18 protein-coding genes and 1 tRNA gene are annotated in these 18423 nt (G+C 71.6%); 13 read left to right on the forward strand and 6 right to left on the reverse strand.

All coding sequences use genetic code 11. The features are described 5' to 3' along the window. The 8 genes from fdh3B to V7Q31_RS06530 form a co-directional block, all read left to right on the forward strand. The coding region (gene fdh3B / locus V7Q31_RS06495) for a formate dehydrogenase FDH3 subunit beta (RefSeq protein ID WP_333832879.1) at positions 1-549 on the forward strand (549 nt) is incomplete at its 5' end. A 113-nt stretch (positions 550-662) separates the two neighbouring features. Then, positions 663-1232, forward strand: a complete 570-nt coding sequence (locus V7Q31_RS06500) for a Uma2 family endonuclease (RefSeq protein ID WP_333832880.1) — start codon at positions 663-665, stop codon at positions 1230-1232. Between the two features lie 175 nt (positions 1233-1407). Continuing rightward, positions 1408-1605, forward strand: a complete 198-nt coding sequence (locus V7Q31_RS06505; RefSeq protein ID WP_333832881.1) for a hypothetical protein — start codon at positions 1408-1410, stop codon at positions 1603-1605. Positions 1606-1660: 55 nt separating this feature from the next. Next, positions 1661-2860: a formate dehydrogenase subunit gamma gene (locus V7Q31_RS06510; RefSeq protein ID WP_333832882.1), complete on the forward strand. Its 1200-nt coding sequence runs from the start codon at positions 1661-1663 to the stop codon at positions 2858-2860. Positions 2861-2868: 8 nt separating this feature from the next. Beyond that, positions 2869-4203, forward strand: a complete 1335-nt coding sequence (locus tag V7Q31_RS06515; RefSeq protein WP_333832883.1) for a c-type cytochrome — start codon at positions 2869-2871, stop codon at positions 4201-4203. Next, the gene (locus tag V7Q31_RS06520; RefSeq protein ID WP_333832884.1) at positions 4200-4325 is read left to right on the forward strand and encodes a hypothetical protein; all 126 of its coding nucleotides are present in this window, start codon (positions 4200-4202) and stop codon (positions 4323-4325) included. Before V7Q31_RS06515 ends, V7Q31_RS06520 begins: the two co-directional genes overlap by 4 nt. 62 nt (positions 4326-4387) lie before the next feature. Then, positions 4388-4464: transfer RNA gene (locus tag V7Q31_RS06525), tRNA-Met, on the forward strand. Between the two features lie 162 nt (positions 4465-4626). Next, positions 4627-5409 (forward strand): hypothetical protein, encoded by a 783-nt coding sequence (locus V7Q31_RS06530; RefSeq protein ID WP_333832885.1) that lies wholly within the window; start codon positions 4627-4629, stop codon positions 5407-5409. A 7-nt stretch (positions 5410-5416) separates the two neighbouring features. On the opposite strand, the gene V7Q31_RS06535 is transcribed toward V7Q31_RS06530, so the two are convergent. Genes V7Q31_RS06535 through cysG form a run of 5 tightly spaced genes read right to left on the reverse strand, consistent with a single transcriptional unit; the run spans position 5417 to position 9941 of the window. Beyond that, complete coding sequence (locus tag V7Q31_RS06535) at positions 5417-5824, reverse strand: DUF934 domain-containing protein (RefSeq protein WP_333832886.1); 408 nt, start codon at positions 5822-5824, stop codon at positions 5417-5419. An 11-nt stretch (positions 5825-5835) separates the two neighbouring features. Continuing rightward, positions 5836-6582, reverse strand: coding sequence for a phosphoadenylyl-sulfate reductase (locus V7Q31_RS06540; protein ID WP_333832887.1), 747 nt, complete (start codon positions 6580-6582; stop codon positions 5836-5838). Further along, a complete protein-coding gene (locus V7Q31_RS06545; RefSeq protein WP_333832888.1) occupies positions 6572-8248 on the reverse strand; it encodes a nitrite/sulfite reductase in 1677 nt (558 codons plus the stop codon). The genes V7Q31_RS06540 and V7Q31_RS06545 overlap by 11 nt, the downstream gene beginning before the upstream one ends. Beyond that, complete coding sequence (locus tag V7Q31_RS06550; RefSeq protein WP_333832889.1) at positions 8248-8538, reverse strand: DUF2849 domain-containing protein; 291 nt, start codon at positions 8536-8538, stop codon at positions 8248-8250. Before V7Q31_RS06550 ends, V7Q31_RS06545 begins: the two co-directional genes overlap by 1 nt. After that, positions 8535-9941 carry a siroheme synthase CysG gene (gene cysG / locus V7Q31_RS06555; protein ID WP_333832890.1) on the reverse strand — a complete coding sequence of 469 codons (1407 nt, stop codon included), beginning with the start codon at positions 9939-9941 and terminating at the stop codon, positions 8535-8537. Before cysG ends, V7Q31_RS06550 begins: the two co-directional genes overlap by 4 nt. 136 nt (positions 9942-10077) lie before the next feature. Between cysG and V7Q31_RS06560 the strand changes: the two genes are divergently transcribed. After that, positions 10078-10572 (forward strand): Lrp/AsnC family transcriptional regulator, encoded by a 495-nt coding sequence (locus V7Q31_RS06560; protein ID WP_333832891.1) that lies wholly within the window; start codon positions 10078-10080, stop codon positions 10570-10572. Then, positions 10569-11117, forward strand: a complete 549-nt coding sequence (locus V7Q31_RS06565) for a pseudouridine synthase (RefSeq protein WP_333832892.1) — start codon at positions 10569-10571, stop codon at positions 11115-11117. The genes V7Q31_RS06560 and V7Q31_RS06565 overlap by 4 nt, the downstream gene beginning before the upstream one ends. Before the next feature lie 3 nt (positions 11118-11120). Here V7Q31_RS06565 and V7Q31_RS06570 read toward each other — a convergent pair whose 3' ends face one another. Further along, a complete protein-coding gene (locus V7Q31_RS06570) occupies positions 11121-11762 on the reverse strand; it encodes a nucleoside/nucleotide kinase family protein (protein WP_333832893.1) in 642 nt (213 codons plus the stop codon). Positions 11763-12024: 262 nt separating this feature from the next. Between V7Q31_RS06570 and V7Q31_RS06575 the strand changes: the two genes are divergently transcribed. The 3 genes from V7Q31_RS06575 to V7Q31_RS06585 are packed head-to-tail and all read left to right on the forward strand — an operon-like array spanning position 12025 to position 18338. Next, positions 12025-13668 (forward strand): NAD(P)-binding protein, encoded by a 1644-nt coding sequence (locus tag V7Q31_RS06575; RefSeq protein WP_333832894.1) that lies wholly within the window; start codon positions 12025-12027, stop codon positions 13666-13668. A gap of 42 nt (positions 13669-13710) precedes the next feature. Further along, positions 13711-17325 carry a pyruvate:ferredoxin (flavodoxin) oxidoreductase gene (nifJ, locus tag V7Q31_RS06580; protein ID WP_333832895.1) on the forward strand — a complete coding sequence of 1205 codons (3615 nt, stop codon included), beginning with the start codon at positions 13711-13713 and terminating at the stop codon, positions 17323-17325. A 5-nt stretch (positions 17326-17330) separates the two neighbouring features. Next, entirely contained in the window at positions 17331-18338 is a 1008-nt protein-coding gene (locus tag V7Q31_RS06585) for a dihydroorotate dehydrogenase-like protein (protein WP_333832896.1), read from the forward strand. Positions 18339-18423: the final 85 nt, after the last annotated feature.

Consider the following 18423-nt stretch of genomic DNA (forward strand, 5'->3'; position numbering starts at 1 on the left):
TGCAACGCCTGCGTCACGGCCTGCAAGAACGAGCACGAGGTGCCCTGGGGCATCAACCGTCGCCGCGTCGTCACGATCAATGACGGCGACCCCGGCGAGCGCTCGATCTCGGTGGCCTGCATGCACTGCTCGGACGCGCCCTGCATGGCGGTGTGTCCGGTGGACTGCTTCTACGAGACGGCGGAAGGCGTGGTCCTGCACTCCAAGGACCTGTGCATCGGCTGCGGCTACTGCTTCTACGCCTGTCCCTTCGGGGCGCCGCAGTTCCCGCAGGCCGGCAATTACGGCTCGCGCGGCAAGATGGACAAGTGCACCTTCTGCGCCGGCGGCCCGGAGGAGAACCACTCCGCCGCCGAGTTCCAGAAGTACGGCCGCAACCGTCTGGCCGAGGGCAAGCTCCCGCTCTGCGCGGAGATGTGCTCGACCAAGGCGCTGCTCGCGGGCGACGGCAACACAGTGTCCGACATCTACCGCGAGCGCGTGGTCGCCCGCGGTTTCGGATCGGGCGCCTGGGGCTGGGGCTCGGCCTACGGCCAGCAGGGCATCTGACGCGCTGAGCGCGTGAGACATGAGCGCCCCGGCGGGAGACCGCCGGGGCGTTTTCTTTTGGTCGCGGGGCTCGACGCTTCTGCTATTCTGGACCTAAGGAGGTGAGCGCCGCGATGAACAGCCCCGCACCCGTCACGCGACGGCCCGCGACGTATCAGGACGTGCTGGACGCGCCGCCGCACATGGTGGCGGAACTCGTGCGCGGCGCGCTGAGCCTGCAGCCGAGGCCGAGGCCGAGACATGCGCGGGCGAGTTCCACGCTCGGCATGGACATCGGCGGAGCGTTCGATCGAGGCCGCGACGGGCCCGGCGGCTGGTGGATCCTCGACGAACCGGAACTGCATCTGGGCGAGAACGTCGTCGTCCCCGACCTTGCGGGCTGGCGGCGGGAGCGGATGCCGACGCTGCCCGAGGAGGCATTCTTCACCCTCGCCCCCGACTGGGTCTGCGAGGTCCTGTCCCCCTCCACCCGCGCGCTCGACCTCGTGGACAAACGCGCGATCTACGCCGAGGCCGGCGTCGCGCATCTGTGGCTGGTGGACCCGGACGCGCGCACGCTGGAAGTGTTCGCGCTGCGCGAGGGGGCGTGGGTGCTTAGGCTCGCCGAAGCGGGAGCGGCGGAGGTGCGGGCGGAGCCGTTCGAGGCGGTCGCCCTGCCCCTCTCGGCGCTCTGGGCCGAGTGAGCCAGCCTTGAATGCGGCGCGATAACGCGGCGCGGAAGCTTCCGTTGCGCCGCACTATCGCAGCTTAAAACGTTGAAGCGGAAAAGTCTTTCCGTCATTCTGACGAGAAGTTGCGAATCGCGACGGGCGGCATTCGCGCGCCCTCGCCAGAGACGTTGACAGGGGACGGATGACGATGACCGGGCGTGGACTTCTCGCGGCGATGGCGCTGACCGGCGCGCTCGCCTCCTGCGATCAGGCGGTCGATCTGGTCGGGAAGGCCGCCGACAAGGGCGAGAGCGACGTGCCCGAGGCGGCGCGCGCCGACAGCGATCTGACGCCCGAGACCATCGAGACGCTGCGCCTGCGCGCGCAGGGCCAGAACTTCAACTGACGATCCGATCGACGATCCCTCCGACGATCCGCGCGAGCATCAGGAGCGCACCGCGATGACCATCACCGCCACCCAATCCCCCGCGATCCGCTGGACGCTGGCCGCCCTCTGCGCGCTCGCGCTGCTGGCCGCGAGCCTCGCGCCCGCCGAGGCGCAGTCCGTCCGCCCGCCCGCAGGCGCGGTGACGAACTCGACGCCCGAAGCCGGGACGGACCCCCGCGCCTTCCCCGCAGGCGACCCCGCCGACGCGCTGGCGCGGCAGGGCGCGTCCTCCGACAGCGACCTGTGGCGCGCGGTGCGCGGGGGCGACCAGTTCGACACGCAGAAGCGCGGCGCGATGGCGGGCGGGCTGATCCAGTCCGAAGGCTCGGCGTGGCAGGAGTTCCGCGACGGGCCGCTCGCCGTGGCGGGCCTCTGGATCATGGGCGGCTCGATCGTCGCGCTGGCGGTGTTCTACTTCACCGCCGGGCCGATCAAGATGCACGGGCCGCTCGCCGGCGTGAAAATCCCCCGGCTCAGCGCAGTGGAGCGCTTCTCGCACTGGCTGATGGCCGGGCCCTTCGTTGTGCTGGCGATCACGGGGCTGGTGCTGCTCTACGGCAAGCCGTGGATCATGCCGCTGATCGGCAAGGAGGCCTTCGCCTCCTTCATGCTCTACGGCAAGATGGTCCACAATTATCTCGGCTTCGCCTTCATGCTGGGCCTTCTGATGTCGTTCCTCGTCTGGGTGCGGGTGAACCTGTTCGGGCGCGTCGAACTGCTTTGGCTGGCCAAGGGCGGCGGGGCGTTCCTGAAGAAGGGCGAGCACCTGCCGGTGCGCAAGTTCAACGCGGGCCAGAAAATCCTGTTCTGGCTGGTGATGCTGGGCGGGCTCAGCGTGTCGCTGTCGGGGATCATGCTGATCTTCCCGTTCGAATTCGCGATGTTCTCCAAGACCTTCGCGACGCTGAACATGCTCGGCCTCCCGGCGCTGGGGATCACGCTGCCCACCGACCTGTCGCCGATGGCCGAGCAGCAGCTGGCGCAGCTGTGGCATTCCTTCGTCAGCATCGTGCTGATCGCCATCGTGTTCGGCCACATCTATCTGGGCACGATCGGGATGCACCATTCCTTCGACGCGATCGGCTCGGGCTATGTCGACCGCAACTGGGCGCGCGAGCATCACAGCCTGTGGGCGGAGGAAGTCGAGACCGATCTCGCGGCCCGGCGCGCCGAGACCGCGATGGACCGGACCGCCGCAACCCCGGCGGAGTGAGGCCGACCTTGCGTCTTCCGGCCCTTGCGGCGGCCCTGACGGCCGCCGCGCTCGTCGCGGCGACCGCCTTCGCCGAGCCGCAGGGCTTCGCGCGGCTCGAAGGCCATGGCGGACCGGTGCAGTCGGTCGCGCGCAGCCCCGACGGCGCGGTCGCGCTGACCACGAGCTTCGACTACGCGGCGGGGCTGTGGAACATAGACGAGGCGCGGCTGATCCGCTGGCTCGACGGGCACGAGGCCGCTGTGACCACGGGGGCCTTCGCGCCGGACGGGTCGCGCGCGCTGACCGGCTCGGACGATTTCACGCTGATACTGTGGGATGTCGCGACTGGCGAGGCGCTGGCGCGCTTCGAAGGCCATACCGCCAAGGTCCAGCATGTCGCGGTCGCGGCGGATGGACGGATGGCGGCGTCGGCGAGCTGGGACGGGCGGATCGGGCTGTGGGACCTCGACGCCGGCGCGTCGCTGGGATTTCTGACCGGGCATCGCGGCGGGGTGAACGCGGTCGCCTTCTCCGGCGACGGGGCGACGCTGTGGTCGGCGGGCCATGACGGGACGGTGCGGCGCTGGGACGTCGCAACGCGCGCCTTCGAGGCCGTCGAGGCCGAACACGGCTTCGGGGTCAACCTGCTCACGCTCAACGAGGATGCGGGGTGGCTCGCCTATGGCGCGCTCGACGGCGGCGTGCGGGTGCTCGACCTCGCGACCGGCGCGCAGATCGCCGACATCACGGCGGGGCGGCGCCCGGCGCTCGGCCTCGCCCTCTCGCCCGACCGCACGCTGATCGCAGTCGGCGACGGCGAGGGCTACATCAACGTCGCCTCCACCGAGGACTGGCAGAGCGTGCGCGACTTCCGCGCCGTGCCGCGCGGCCCGATCTGGGCGCTCGATTTCGACGGGACCGGGCGGCGGCTGCTGGCGGGCGGGCTCGACTCCCATGTCGACATCTGGCCGATCGACGACGCGCGCTCGGCGCAGGAGGCCGATCTGCTTCGACCCTTCCAGCTCTCGGAGGGGATGTCGAATGGCGAGCGGCAATTCGTGCGCAAATGTTCGATCTGCCACAGCCTGACGCCGGATGGCGGGCGGCGCGCCGGCCCGTCCCTGCACGGCCTCTTCGGGCGACCGGCGGGGACGCTCGCGAGCTACGACTATTCCGAGGCGCTCGAACGCGCGACCATCGTCTGGACCGAGGAGACGGTGGACAAGCTGTTCGAGATCGGCCCCGACTATTACACTCCAGGCTCGAAGATGCCGATGCAGCGCATCGCCAAGCCGCAGGACCGCGCCGACCTCGTCGCCTGGCTGCGCGCCGCGACGGCAACACAGGAGTCGACCCCATGAAGGCCTTTCTCGCCGCGACCGTCACGGCGATCGTCATCGCCGTCGCCGGGCACTATTTCGTCGACCAGCTGCGCCCGAGCAGCGCCGCGGCCTACAGCTCGAACGCAGTCCGGCTCGACTGACCGGCGGGCGCGGGCGGCTCTCTTGACGCCTCGCCCCCCCGCGCGTATCAGCGCCCCCGGATGGCTGGGTAGCTCAGCTGGTTAGAGCGTACGACTCATAATCGTGAGGTCGGGGGTTCGAGTCCCCCCCCCGCCACCATCTCCCTCGCAGAGCGCCGACGCCGTGCGTGCGATCTTCGCGACACCGCGGCGCGGGCGCCGCGCCGCTTCGCCGCTGCAAGCCGCTCTTGCGCCCCGCGCGCCCGGTCGCCAACCCTTTGGCGGCGCGCGGTCGGCCTGCGCGCTCCGCCCGGGAGGCAACATGAAACTCGCGACGCTGAGAACCGACGCGCCGGAGGGGCGGCTCGTGGTCGTCTCCCGCGACCTGACGCGCTGCACCGACGCACGCCGCATCGCGCCGACGCTGCAGGCCGCGCTCGACGACTGGGCGCGCTGCGGGCCGGAACTGGCGGCGATGGCGCGCGACCTCGAGATCGGGGCCGAGCCGGTCGAGCGCTTCCACGAGCGCGACGCAGCGCCGCCGCTGCCCCGCCCCGCCCTGCGCTTCGAACTCGCCCGCGGCGCGCTGCGCCCCGGCGGTCAGGGCGCGATGACCCCGCCGCGCGCCCATCCGCCGCTCGGCGCCGGCGGGTCGCTGACGCTGCAAGTCGCGCTCGGCGCGATCTTCGCCGCGGTCCCGCACGGCGCGGATGCGCGCGCCGCGTCGGACGCTTTCGCGCTCGCGACGCTCGTCGCTTCGGCGCGCGGGGCGGAGGGCGAGTTGTTCCTGATCGGCGCGCCGGTCGCAGCGACGCCCGACATCTTCGGCGCGGACTGGGCGTCGGGCGTCCCAACGGCGGCGCGGCTCGTCGTCGACGGCGCGCCGCGCGCCTTCGCGGCGTCGCCGGACCCTTCGGCGCATCTTCGCGCCGTCGCCGCCTGCGCGGCCCGACGACCGTTCGACGCCGGCGCGCTGGTGGCGGCGACGCTCGACGCCGATGCGGGCGTGCTGCGCCCGGGGGGAACGCTGCGCGTGGAGATGCTCGACGCCGCCGGCCACAGCCTGTTCGGCGCCATCGAGCTGCGCCCGGAGGCCGCCGGCTGATCCGCGCTCAGCGCTGCGCGCGCCGCTGGACGAAAGGCGGCGGGGCTGCGGCCGCTGCACGCCGCCAATCGGCTTCGGGCTGGCGGGCGGCGCGGGCGGCGTCGATCTGCACCTCGTCGAAGCCGCAGGCGCGGGCATGGCGGAGCTGGTCGGGGATCAGCGCCCCGACCGCCCTCAGCCGACCGCTGTAGCCCAACGCGCGCAGCCGCCGCGCGAGGCTGAAGCCGCGCCCGTCGGTGAAGGCCGAAAAGCGCACGCCGATGAGCGCGATCCGCGCGAAGTCGGCGGCGATCGCGGCGGCGTCCGCATCCGGGTCGAGCAGCAGGGCGACGCCCCGCTCCCCCTCCGCCGGCCGGGCCTCGCGCCAGTCGGGCGCGTCGTCGGGCGCGAAGCCGGTCTCGTCGACGATGGGCATGGGCGGCCTCCTCAGGCGGCGTCGAGCGGCGCGGCGGCGCCGCGCGACACGACCCCGTTCTCGATGTGGATGCCGCATTCCTCGCGCCCGGCCCCACGCCAGCGCCCCGCGCGCGGATGCTCGCCCGGCGCGACCGGCGTCGTGCAGGGCGCGCAGCCGATCGAGGGAAAGCCTTCCGCCACCAGCGGGTGCGGGGGCAGGTCATGCGCAGCCATGTAGGCGCGCAGCTGACCGGCGTCCCAGTCGGCGAGCGGATTGAGCTTGACGAGGCCCTGCGCGTCGGCCTCGACGGGGCGAAGCCGGGCGCGCAGCGTGGTCTGGCCGCGCTTGCGCCCCGTGATCCAGCCCGCGAAGGGGCGCAGGGCGGCGCGCAGCGGCTCGGTCTTGCGGAGCGCGCAACAGGCGTCGTGGTCGCGCGCATGAAGACGCCCATCCGGGTCGCCGACGGCGAGCGCGCGCGGCTCCGGGCGGATCAGGCGCAGATCGCGCAGGCCGAGCATCCCGGCGAGGTCGCGCTGATAGGCGAGCGTCTCGGGAAACAGCATGCCCGTCTCGAGAAACAGCACGGGCGTCGCCGGGTCGATCTCGGCGACCATGTGCAGCAACGCCGCGGATTCCGCGCCGAAGGACGAGACGAGCGCCACAGGCTCGGGCGCGGCCAGCGCCGCGCGCAGCAGCGCAGCGCCCTCCAGCCCGTGGAGCCGCGCCGCGAGACGCTCGCGCCCGGCCTGCGCTGCGAGGTCGGGATCATGCCGCATCGCGGGCCTCCCGGTCGTAGAGCGCGGCGCGGAACGGCTCGGGGCCGAGGCGGCGATACGCCTCGACGAAGCTCTCCTCCGGCGCGCGGCGCAGCATCAGATACGCGTCGACCAGCCGCTCGACGGCGGGGCCGACCTCCTCGAAGTCGAGCCCCGGCCCCGCCCGCTCGCCCAGCGCCGCCTGCGCGCCGGCGTCGCCGCCAAGCGTGATCTGGTAGTTCTCGCGCCCCGCCTTCTCGAGCCCGAGGATGCCGACATGGCCGACATGGTGATGCCCGCAGGCGTTGATGCAGCCCGAGATCTTGATCTGGAACTGCCCGATCGCCTGCGCGCGGACCGGCTCGGCGAAGCGGCGCGCGATGTCCTGCGCCAGCGGGATGGAACGCGCCGTGGCGAGGGAGCAGAAATCCATCCCCGGGCAGGCGATGATGTCGGTGATCTGCCCGGCGTTCGCCGCGGCGAGGCCGTAGACGCGCAAGGCCCGGTGCAGCGCCGGCAGGTCGTCGAGCGCGACATGGGGCAGGATGACGTTCTGCGCATGGCTCACCCGCAGCTCGCCCCGGCTGTAGAGTTCGGCGAAATCGGCGAGGGCGCGCATCTGCGCCGCCGTCGCGTCGCCCGGCGCCTCGCCCGGCGTCTTGAGCGAGACGGTGACGAGGGCGTGGCCGGCGGCGCGATGGGGCGTCGTATTGGCCTCGACCCAGCCGCGGAAAGAGGGCTCGGCGGCCATCGCAGCCTCCAGCGTCGCGGAACGCAGGGGGCGCGCAGGCAGGTCGGGCGGCGCGAACAGCGCGGCGATGCGGGCGTATTCGGCCTCGTCGACCAGCAGCGCGCCTTCGGCGCGGAGCGTCGCGACTTCGGCCTCGACCTGCGCGCGCATCGCCGGGACGCCGATCTCGTGGACGAGGATCTTGATGCGGGCCTTGTACTTGTTGTCGCGCCGCCCGTGGAGGTTGTAGACGCGCAGGATCGCCTCAAGCCAGATCAGCAGTTCCGCGCGCGGGACGAAATCGGCCAGCACCTTGCCGATCATCGGCGTGCGCCCGAGCCCCCCGCCGACGATCACCGTGTAACCGGGCGCGCCCGACGCGTCGCGGACCAGCCGCAGACCGATGTCGTGCGCCATGGTGACGGCGCGGTCCTCCACCGCCCCGGACAACGCGATCTTGAACTTGCGCGGCAGGAAGGCGAATTCGGGATGGTCGGTCGACCATTGCCGGATCAGCTCGGCGGTGGGGCGCGGGTCCTCGATCTCGTCGGCGGAGGCCCCGGCGAAATGGTCCGCGGTGACGTTGCGGATGCAGTTGCCGCTGGTCTGGATCGCGTGCAGGCCGACCTCCGCAAGACGGTCGAGGATGTCGGGGGTCTCGGCGAGCTTGATCCAGTTGAACTGAATGTTCTGGCGCGTGGTGAAATGGCCGTAGCCGCGATCCCAGCGCTCGGCGATCTCGGCCAGCGCGCGCATCTGGGCGGAGCTCAGGACGCCATAGGGGATCGCCACGCGCAGCATGTAGGCGTGGAGTTGCAGATAGAGGCCGTTCTGCAGACGCAGCGGCTTGAACTCGTCCTCGGTCAGCGCGCCGCTCAGGCGGCGACGGACCTGATCGCGGAACGTCTCGGCGCGGGCGCGCAGGTGGGCGGCGTCGATCTCGTCATGGACATACATCAGCGGACCTCGGCGCGATCGGCGGCGGGAAGCGTGGTCGGGCCCTGCGCGCGGATCGCCTCGCGCAGGGCTTTCGGTCTGGGCGGCGGCCCCGGCTGGACTTCGACGAGATAGGGGCCGACGACCTCGCCGCTGCGCGCCTCGGCCTCGGCGAGCGCGGCGGCGGCTTCGAGCCCTGGAAAGATCGCGGCCTGCGCCAGCGCGCGGGTCCAGCCGCCGGCGCCGTCGGCCCAGACGACTTCGCCTGTGAGCAGGTCGTTGGCGGTGAGAACGACGGGGCCCCGGCTCACAGCGCGGCCTCCAGCGCCGGCAGCTCGTCCATGGCGGCCAGCGCGCCGCGTGGGGCGAGGCCGATGAAGATCACCGCCGGGCCGCGCAAGCCCGCCTCCGCCAGCGCCTGCGGCAGGCGGGCGAGCGTGGTCGCGACGATCTTCTGCTCGGCGCGCGAGGCGTTCTCGACGGCGGTGACCGGCGCATCGGGGGCGGCGCCGTGCAGCATCAGCCGGCCCTGGACGAAGCGGGCGGCGCGCAGGCCCATGTAGATAGCGGCGACGGCGCCGGGGCGGGCCAGCGCGCGCCAGTCATGCTCGGCGAAACCCTCCGCGTCGCGCCCCGTCAGAAAGCGGACCTCGCTGTTGCGCCCGCGCTGCGTGAGCGACTGGCCGAGCGCGGCGGCGGCGGCGGAGGCGGCGGTGATCCCCGGCACGATCTCGAAACCGACGCCCGCCGCCTCGAGCGCCGACAGCTCCTCGTCGAGCCGGCCGAACATGCCCGGATCGCCGGATTTCAGCCGCACCACCTGCGCCCCGGCCTGCGCCTCGGCGACGATCAGCGCGTCGATGTCGGCCTGCCGCCAGGACGGGCCGTCCGGCGTCTTGCCGACCTCGATCAGCCGCGCCTCGCGGCGGGCGAGTTCAAGAACCTCGGCGCTCACGAGGCGGTCGTGGATCACGACGTCGGCCTCGTGCAGCCGCTTGCGCGCTTTCAGCGTTAGGAGTTCCGGGTCGCCCGGCCCGGCGCCGACCAGCGCGACGAACCCGCGGCGCGGCGCGGCGGCGCCGGCGACCGCCTCGGCGAGCCAGAGGCGGGCGGCGCGGCGCAGTCCCTCCTCCCCTGCTTCGGCGAGCGCGCGCGGGCCGTCCGCCTCGTGAAAGCGCGTCCAGAAGGCGCGGCGCGGCGCGCCTGCGGGAAGCGCCTCGGCCTCGGGGCGCAGTTCGGCGGCGATCCGGGCGAGCGCGCCCAGCGACGGCGCCAGCATCGCCTCGACATCGGCCTTGATGCGGCGGGCGAGCACCGGCGCCGCGCCTTCGGTGCCGATGGCGACCGTCACCGGATCGCGGTCGACCAGCGCAGGCGTGATGAAGTCCGAGCCCTCCAGATCGTCGACGATGTTGACGAGCGCGCCGGCCTCCCGCCCGATCCGCGCGGCGCGCGCGTCCTCCGCGGCGTCGGCGTTGGCGGCGTAGAACAGCGCGGCGCACAGCGCGTCGCCCGCGGCGACCGGGCGGGGCGTGAGCAGGAGCCGGCCCTCGGCGGCCCAGCGCAGGATTTCCGGGGCGGGGTCGGACGCATAGACGGCGAGCCGCGCCTCGGTGCGCAGCAGCAACCGCAGCTTGGCGAGCGCCGTCTCGCCGCCGCCGGAGACGACCACGCGGCGGCCCCGGAGATCGCGGAAAAGCGGGAAATGGCGCATCGCTCGATCCTCCCTCGCAGCGCCCTGGCCGCACCGGCAACATAGGAAAATTTCCCTATCAATGGAATTACAGCTGACAGATAAGGAATTCTGTTCCAGTCTTCGCCACAACAAGGAACAGAATCGCCGCAGCGCCATGCAAGACGGAACGCACGCCCCGCTCGACGCGCTCGACCGGAAAATCCTCGCGGCGCTGCAGCGCGACGCGACGCGCCCGCTGGAGGCGCTGGCCGCCGAACTCGGCGCGTCCAAGACCCCGGTCTGGAACCGCATCCGCAAGCTGCGCGCCTCGGGCGCGATCCGGCGGGAAGTCGCGATTCTCGACCCCGAGGCGCTGGGGCTCGGCGCCTGCTTTTTCGTGCTGGTGCGCACCTCCGAGCACGAACCCGGCTGGCTCGAGCGCTTCACCGCCGCCGTCGCGAACATGCCGGAGATCGTCGCTGCGCACCGGCTGGCCGGCGAGATCGACTACATCCTGCAAGTCCGCGTCGCCGACGCCCGCGCCTATGACGCCTTCTACCGCCGCCTCATCGCGCAAGTGCGGATCTTCAACGTCACCTCGCTGCTCTCTATGGAGGAGATCAAGGCCGAGACGGCGCTGCCCATCCCGCCGGCGCCTGGCGCGCCATGACCCGGCTGATCCTGTTCAACAAGCCCTTCGGCGTGCTGTCGCAATTCACCGACGCAGGCGCGCCGAGCCCGCGCCCGACCCTCTCGGCCTTCATCGAAATCCCCGGCGTCTATCCGGCGGGGCGGCTCGACCGCGACAGCGAGGGGCTGCTGGCGCTGACCGACGACGGCGCGCTTCAGGCCCGCATCGCCGATCCGAAGCGCCGGACGCCCAAGACCTATCTCGCGCAGGTTGAAGGCGCGCCCGACGACGCCGCGCTCGCCCAGCTGCGGCGCGGCGTCACTCTGAAAGACGGGCCGACCCTGCCCGCCGAAGTCGAGTTGATCGAACCGCCCGATCTGTGGCCGCGCGACCCGCCGGTGCGCGCCCGCAAGACCGTTCCCGACGCATGGCTGCGCCTCACCATCCGCGAAGGCCGCAACCGGCAGGTGCGGCGCATGACCGCCGCCATCGGCTTTCCGACGCTGCGGCTGGTGCGGTGGCGGATCGGGGAGTGGACGCTCGAAGGCCTGCCGCCGGGGCGATGGCGCGACGCGCCGCTCTGACGCTCAGACCCCGCCATCCACCCAGAAATCGGGCGCGGCGCTGGCGCCCAGAACGAGATCGGCGTTCGGCAGATCATTCCCGGCCAGCTTCGCATCGGTCTCGGCCTCCGACAGGCCCAGGCCGAGCCAACGCGCGCGCAACCGCGCCTGCAGCGTCGCGCGCTCCACACGGATGGCCGCCGTCACGTCGAAGAGCGGGCGCAGATCGCGCCATGGCGCGGCGTCGAGCAGCAGGTAGTTTCCCTCGACGAGGATGACGGGCGTCTGGCGCGGGATCAGCCGCGCGCCGGCCCGCGCGATTTCGAGGCCGCGATCGAAGACGGGGACGGCGACCTCGTCCTCGGCGTTCTCGCGCAGCCGGCGCAGCGTCGCGGCGAGCCCGCCGACGTCGAAAGTGTGCGGCGCGCCCTTGCGCGCCCGCCAGCCGCGCGGGCCGAGCAGCTGGTCGTCGTAGTGGAAGCCGTCCATCGGCAGGATGGCGCAGAGATCGGGGCGGGCGGCGTTCAGCCGGGCGGCGACCGCTTCGGCCAGCGTGGACTTGCCGGCGCCCGGCGGCCCCGCCAGCGCTGCGATCAACCGGCCCTCGCCGACCCGGCGCGCGAGCGCATCGGCGAAGGCTTCGGGCGAGAGGGTCGGATCGGACATGCGGCGCAGCGCCTTCCTCGCCCGCGCGGATCGGGGCCGAGCCCGAGCATAGGCGCGTCGCCCCGCCCCCGCCAAGACCGCGCCCGCATCGCGGCCGCGTCTCGTCCAAACGTCTCGATGCGACAGCGCGTGCGTGGACAGCCGCGCCGGGCCGGGCGCAAGGTTTGCTCAAGAAACGTCCCGCGCCAAGCGCGCCGCCCCGCAGCGGACGCGCAGGCCGGCGCCGGCGGGCCGCTGCGCCGCCGGCATGGGGGAGACGACCATGAGCGACCGGCACGACCTCAGCGCGCCGCCCGACCTGTCTCACAAGCGGCAGACCGGCGCGTCCCGGCTGCAACGCCCCGAATATGTCAGCCTGATGCCGCCCTGCAACGACGCCTGCCCCGCCGGCGAGAACATCCAGGCGTGGCTGTCGCTCGCGCAGGCGGGCAAGTTCCGCGAGGCGTGGGAGCAGATCCTGCAGGACAATCCGCTGCCCGCCGTGCATGGACGCATCTGCTACCATCCCTGCGAGACCGGCTGCAACCGCGCCCAGCTCGACGGTGCGGTGAGCATCCACGCCGTCGAGCGCTTCCTCGGCGACAAGGCGCTGGCCGAGGGCTGGACGCCGGCGCCGCCGCCGTCGCGCAGCGGGCGCAAGGTTCTGGTGGTCGGCGCCGGCCCCAGCGGGCTGTCCTGCGCGCATCACCTGTCGATGCTCGGCCATGACGTCGAAATCCGCGACGCCGGCCCCGTGGCGGGCGGGATGATGCATTTCGGGATTCCCGCCTACCGGCTGCCGCGCGACGTGCTCGACGGCGAGGTGGACCGCATCCGCCGGCAGGGCGTGAAGATCACGCTGAACCACAAGGTCGACGATCTGGCGCGCGAGAAGGAAGAAGGCGGCTTCGACGCGGCCTTCGTGGCGGTCGGCGCGCATCTGTCCAAGCGCATCGAAATCCCCGGGCGCGACGCCGGCAAGCTCTACGACGCGGTCGGATTCCTGAAAGGCGTCGAGATGGGCGAGGCGCCCAAGCTGGGCCGGCGCGTGGCGATCTACGGCGGCGGCAACACGGCGATGGACGCCGCCCGCACCGCCAAGCGCCTTGGCCACGAGCCGATGATCATCTACCGCCGCGACCGCGAGCACATGCCCGCGCACGCCTTCGAGGCCGACGAGGCGATCGAGGAAGGCGTCACGATCAACTGGCTGCGCACCATCAAGTCGATGAATGAGCACGGGATGCAGGTCGAGGTGATGGAGATCGACCCCGAAACGGGCCGCCCCCGCCCCACCGGCGAGATCGAGACCATCGAGGCCGACGATCTGATCCTCGCGCTCGGGCAGGAAACCGACACGAGCTTCCTGAGCAATCTCGACGGGCTGAGCTTCACCCGCGACGGTTCGGTCGAGGTGGATGCGCGCATGATGACCGGGGCGGAGGGCGTGTTCGCGGGCGGCGACATGGTGCCGTCCGACCGCACCGCGACCATCGGGGTCGGGCACGGCAAGAAGGCCGCGCGCGCCATCGACGCCTGGCTGCGCGGCGAAGCGCCGGCGCGCAAGCGCAAGGCGGAACTCGCGAGTTTCGACAAGCTGCATCTGTGGTTCTACACCGACGTCGCTCAGCGCCCGCAGGACCATCTGCCGATGCAGCGCCGCCAGAGCAGCTTCGAGGAGGTGGTCAAGGGCCTGTCCGACGCCGAAGCCGCCTATGAGGCCAAGCGCTGCCTGTCCTGCGGCAACTGCTTCGAATGCGACGGCTGTCTCGGCGCCTGTCCGGAGGACGCCATCGCGAGCCTCGGGCCGGGCGAGGGCTACAAGGTGAATTTCGACCTCTGCACGGGGTGCGCGATCTGCTTCGAGCAATGCCCCTGCCACGCGATAAAGATGATCCCCGAGCCGAGTCCCGGCGCCGCCGGCTGACCGGCGCGCCCATTTTCCCGCCCTCAGCGGAGACAGCACGACATGCTCGACGCCAGCGCCGCCGCCAGCGAAGCGAAGACCGAAACCGTCTGGGCGACCATGGACGGCAACGAAGCCGCCGCGAACGTCGCCTACAAGCTGAACGAAGTCTGCGCGATCTATCCGATCACCCCATCCTCGACCATGGCCGAGCTTTGCGACCAGTGGGCGAGCGAGGGGCGCAAGAACCTGTGGGGCGGCGTGCCGCTGGTGGCGCAGCTCCAGAGCGAGGGCGGCGCCGCGGGGGCGCTGCACGGCGCGTTGCAGGCGGGCGCGCTGAGCGCGACCTTCACAGCCTCGCAGGGGCTCATGCTGATGATCCCCAACATGTACAAGATCGCGGGCGAGCTGACGCCGACGGTTTTCCACGTCACCGCGCGCACGCTGGCCACGCACGCCCTGTCGATCTTCGGCGACCATGCCGACGTGATGGCGGTGCGCGGGACGGGTTTCGCGATGCTGTCGGCGGCCTCGGTGCAGGAGGCGCACGACATGGCGCTGATCGCGCAGGCCGCGACGCTCGAGAGCCGCGTGCCCTTCATCGAGTTCTTCGACGGCTTCCGCACCTCGCACGAAGTCTCCAAGCTCGCGATGATCCCCGACGCCGTGCTGCGCGCGATGATCGACGACGATCTGGTGCTCGCGCATCGCGCCCGCGCCCTCAGCCCCGACGCGCCGGTGATCCGCGGCACGGCGCAGAACCCCGACGTGTTCTTCCAGGCGCGCGAGGCGTGCAACGTCTACTATCAGCGCGTCCCCGGCATCGTCGAAGCGGCGATGGAGAAGTTCGCCGGGATGACTGGGCGCGCCTATCGCCTGTTCGACTATCACGGCGCGCCGGACGCCGAGACGGTGATGATCATCATGGGCTCCGGCGCCGACGCCGCGCGCGAGACGGTGGACCACCTCAACGCCCATGGCGCCAGGCTCGGCGTACTGAACGTGCGGCTCTACCGCCCCTTCTCGGTGGAGCATTTCCTCGAGGCGCTGCCGGCCACCACCCGCGCCGTCGTGGCGATGGACCGCTGCAAGGAGCCGGGCGCGCCGGGCGAGCCGCTGTTCATGGACGTCTCGACGGCGCTCTACGAGGCGGCGGGGCGCGGTACGCTTCCGATGGCCGCGCCGCCGCGGCTGATCGGCGGGCGCTACGGCCTTTCATCCAAGGAATTCACCCCGGCGATGGTCAAGGCCGCTTTCGAGGAGGCCGCCAAGCCCGCGCCCCGGATGCGCTTCACCGTCGGCATCGAGGACGACGTCACCCATCTGAGCCTGACCGTCGACCCCGATTTCGACATCGAGCCCGACGACACGATCCGCGCGATGTTCTACGGCCTCGGGGCCGACGGCACGGTCGGCGCGAACAAGAACACGATCAAGATCATCGGCGCCATGCCCGAGTTTTTCGCCCAGGGCTATTTCGTCTACGACAGCAAGAAGTCGGGCTCGCAGACCGTCAGCCATGTGCGTTTCGGGCGGGCGCCGATCCGGTCGAGCTATCTGATCCGCAAGGCGAATTTCGTCGGCGTGCATCAATGGAGCTTCGTGCCGCGCGTCGATTTCCTCGGCGCCGCCGCCCCCGGCGCGACCGTGCTGATCGACTGCCCGCTGCCGCCCGAAAGGGTGTGGGACGCCCTGCCCCGGCCCGTGCAGGCGCGGCTGATCGAACTCGGCGCGAAGCTGCATGTGATCGACGCGGCGACTGTGGCGCGCGAGGCGGGCATGGGCCGGCGCACCAACACCATCATGCAGACCTGCTTCTTCGCGATCTCGGGCGTGATTGAGCGCGACCGCGCCATCGCCGCGATCAAGAAATCCATCGAGAAGACCTATGCGAAGAAGGGCGCGGAGGTGGTCGCGAAGAACTTCGCCGCCGTCGACGCGACGCTCGCCCATCTGTCGGAAATCCCGATCCCGAAAGCCGCCACCAGCGCCGCCGAGCGCCCGCCCGTGGTGCCCTCCGAGGCGCCCGCCTTCGTGCGCGAGGTGACGGCGGAGATGATGGCCGGGCGCGGCGACGCGCTGCCGGTCAGCGCCATGCCGGTCGACGGGACGTTCCCGACCGGCACGACGCGATGGGAGAAGCGCAACGTCTCAGACATCATCCCGATCTGGGACCCCGAAACCTGCATCCAGTGCGGCAATTGCAGCTTCGTCTGCCCCCATTCGGTGATCCGCGCGCGGCTTTACGACAAGTCGCGGCTGGAGGGGGCGCCGGAGAGCTTCCGCTCCGCCCCCATCGACGCCCGCGGCTTCCCCGACACGCGCTACACGCTTCAGGTCTACGCCGAGGACTGCACCGGCTGCGGCCTCTGCGTCGAGGCCTGCCCGGCGAAGAACCGCGAAGTCGCGGGGCGCAAGGCGATCAATCTCGACCGGAAGGCCCCGGTTCTGGAAGCGGAGCGCGAGAACATCCGCTTCTTCGAGACGCTGCCGGTCAACGAGCGCCGCCATGTCGATTTCTCGACTGTGCGCGGGGTGCAGTTCCTCGAGCCGCTCTTCGAGTTCCCCGGCGCCTGCGCGGGCTGCGGCGAGACGCCTTATGTGAAGGCCGTGTCGCAGCTTTTCGGCGACCGGCTGCTGGTGGCCAATGCGACGGGCTGCTCCTCGATCTATGGCGGCAACCTGCCCACCACGCCCTGGACCAAGGACGCCGAAGGGCGCGGCCCGGCCTGGGCGAATTCGCTGTTCGAGGACAATGCGGAGTTCGGGCTGGGAATGCGGCTCGCCGACGATCAGGCGGTCGCCGAGGCGCACCGGCTGCTGATCGCGCTGGCCCCGCAGATCGGCCACGACCTCGTCGGCGATCTGATCGAGGCCGAGCAGAAGACCGAGACCCAGATCGCCGCCCAGCGCCAGCGGGTCGAGGTGCTGCGCCAGAAGCTCGCCGGGCTGGAGGGCGACGCGGTGCGCCATCTGCGCACGCTGGCCGAGCGGCTGGTGCGGCGCAGCGTGTGGATCATGGGCGGCGACGGCTGGGCCTACGACATCGGCTCGGCGGGGGTGGACCACGTGCTGGCGTCGGGGCGCAACGTCAACATCCTGATCATGGACACCGAAGTCTATTCCAACACCGGCGGGCAGGCGTCGAAATCCACCCCGATCGGGGCGGTGGCGAAATTCGCCAATGGCGGCAAGCATGTCGGCAAGAAAGACCTCGCCATGCAGGCGATCAGCTACGGCAATGTCTACGTCGCGCGGATCGCCTTCGGGGCCAATCCGCAGCAGGCGCTGCTCGCGATGCGCGAGGCGGAGGCCTATGAGGGGACGTCGATCATCCTCGCCTACAGTCACTGCATCGCGCATGGCATCGACATGACCAAGGGCCTCGACCAGCAGAGCCGCGCCGTGCAGAGCGGCTACTGGCCGCTGATGCGCTTCAACCCCGCGATCCGCGACGGCGACGGCAACCCCTTCTCGCTCGACTGCCCGCGCCCCAGCATCAAGCTCAAGGAGTTCACCGAGAACGAGCTGCGCTACCGGATGCTGCGCATGACCAACCCCACCGAGGCCGAGGGGCTGATGGCGCAGGCGCAGGCGGCGGTGGACGCGCGCTGGAAAGTCTATGAGGAAATGGCGGCGCAGGCGGCGGCGGGCGGCCCGGTCGCGGCGCGGGGCTGACGGCGATGGACCTGACGACCGAGTATCTGGGCCTGCGCCTCGCCCATCCCGCCATCGCCTCCGCCGGGCCCCATTCGGCGAGCTTCGACGGCATCCGGCGGCTGGAAGACGGCGGCGCGGCCGCTGTCGTCACCGCCTCGCTCTTCGAGGAGCAGTTGCTGCGCGAGAACGCCGCGCTCGACCACGCCTTCGAGAGCACGGAGGAGAGCTTCGGCGAGGCGACGAGCTATTTCCCTGACCTCGGCGAGCGCCGCATCGGCCCGGAGGCGCATCTGGAGCTGATCCGCCGCGCCTCCGAGGCTTGCGCGATCCCGGTGATCGGCAGTCTCAACGGCGTGACGACGCAGGGCTGGACAGAGCATGCGCGGCTGTTCGAGCAGGCGGGCGCCGCGGCGCTGGAGCTCAACATCTTCCACATCCCCGCCGACCTCGCGACCACTGGGCGCGAGGTGGAGGACCGCTACGTCGAGACCGTGCGCGCCGTCGCCGCCGCCGTGGCGATCCCGGTCGCGATCAAGCTCAGCCCGTTCTTCTCGGCGACGGGCGAGATGGCGCGGCGCTTCGCGGAGGCCGGGGCGGCGGGGCTGGTGCTGTTCAACCGCTTCTATCAGCCCGATTTCGACCTCGACGCGCTGGAGGTGGCGCCGCGGATCGAGCTGTCGGCGGCCTCGGAGATCCGCCTGCCGCTGCTCTGGATCGCGATCCTGCACGGGCGGCTCGCAGGATGCTCGCTGGCCGCGACGCGGGGCGTCCAGACGTCGGACGAGGTGGTGAAGTACCTGCTCGCCGGGGCCGACGCGGTGATGAGCACCTCGGCGGCGCTGCGCCATGGCCCCGGCCATTTCGCCGTGCTGCGCGACGGGTTGCGGGACTGGATGCAGGCCAAGGGCTATTCCTCGGTCGCGCAGATGAAGGGCGCGATGAGCCAGCGCAACGTCGCCGATCCCGACGCTTTCGAGCGCGCCAACTATCTGCGCGTCCTCGATGCGTGGCCGCGCGACCGCGCGCTCTGACGGCGCATCCCGCGCAGACGAAGCCCCGGCGCCGCGAGACGCCGGGGCTTTTTCCTTTCGGCGCCCGGCGCTTCGCGGCGCCGGG

The organism is Rubrimonas sp. (assembly GCF_036788415.1).
Lineage (GTDB): Bacteria > Pseudomonadota > Alphaproteobacteria > Rhodobacterales > Rhodobacteraceae > Rubrimonas.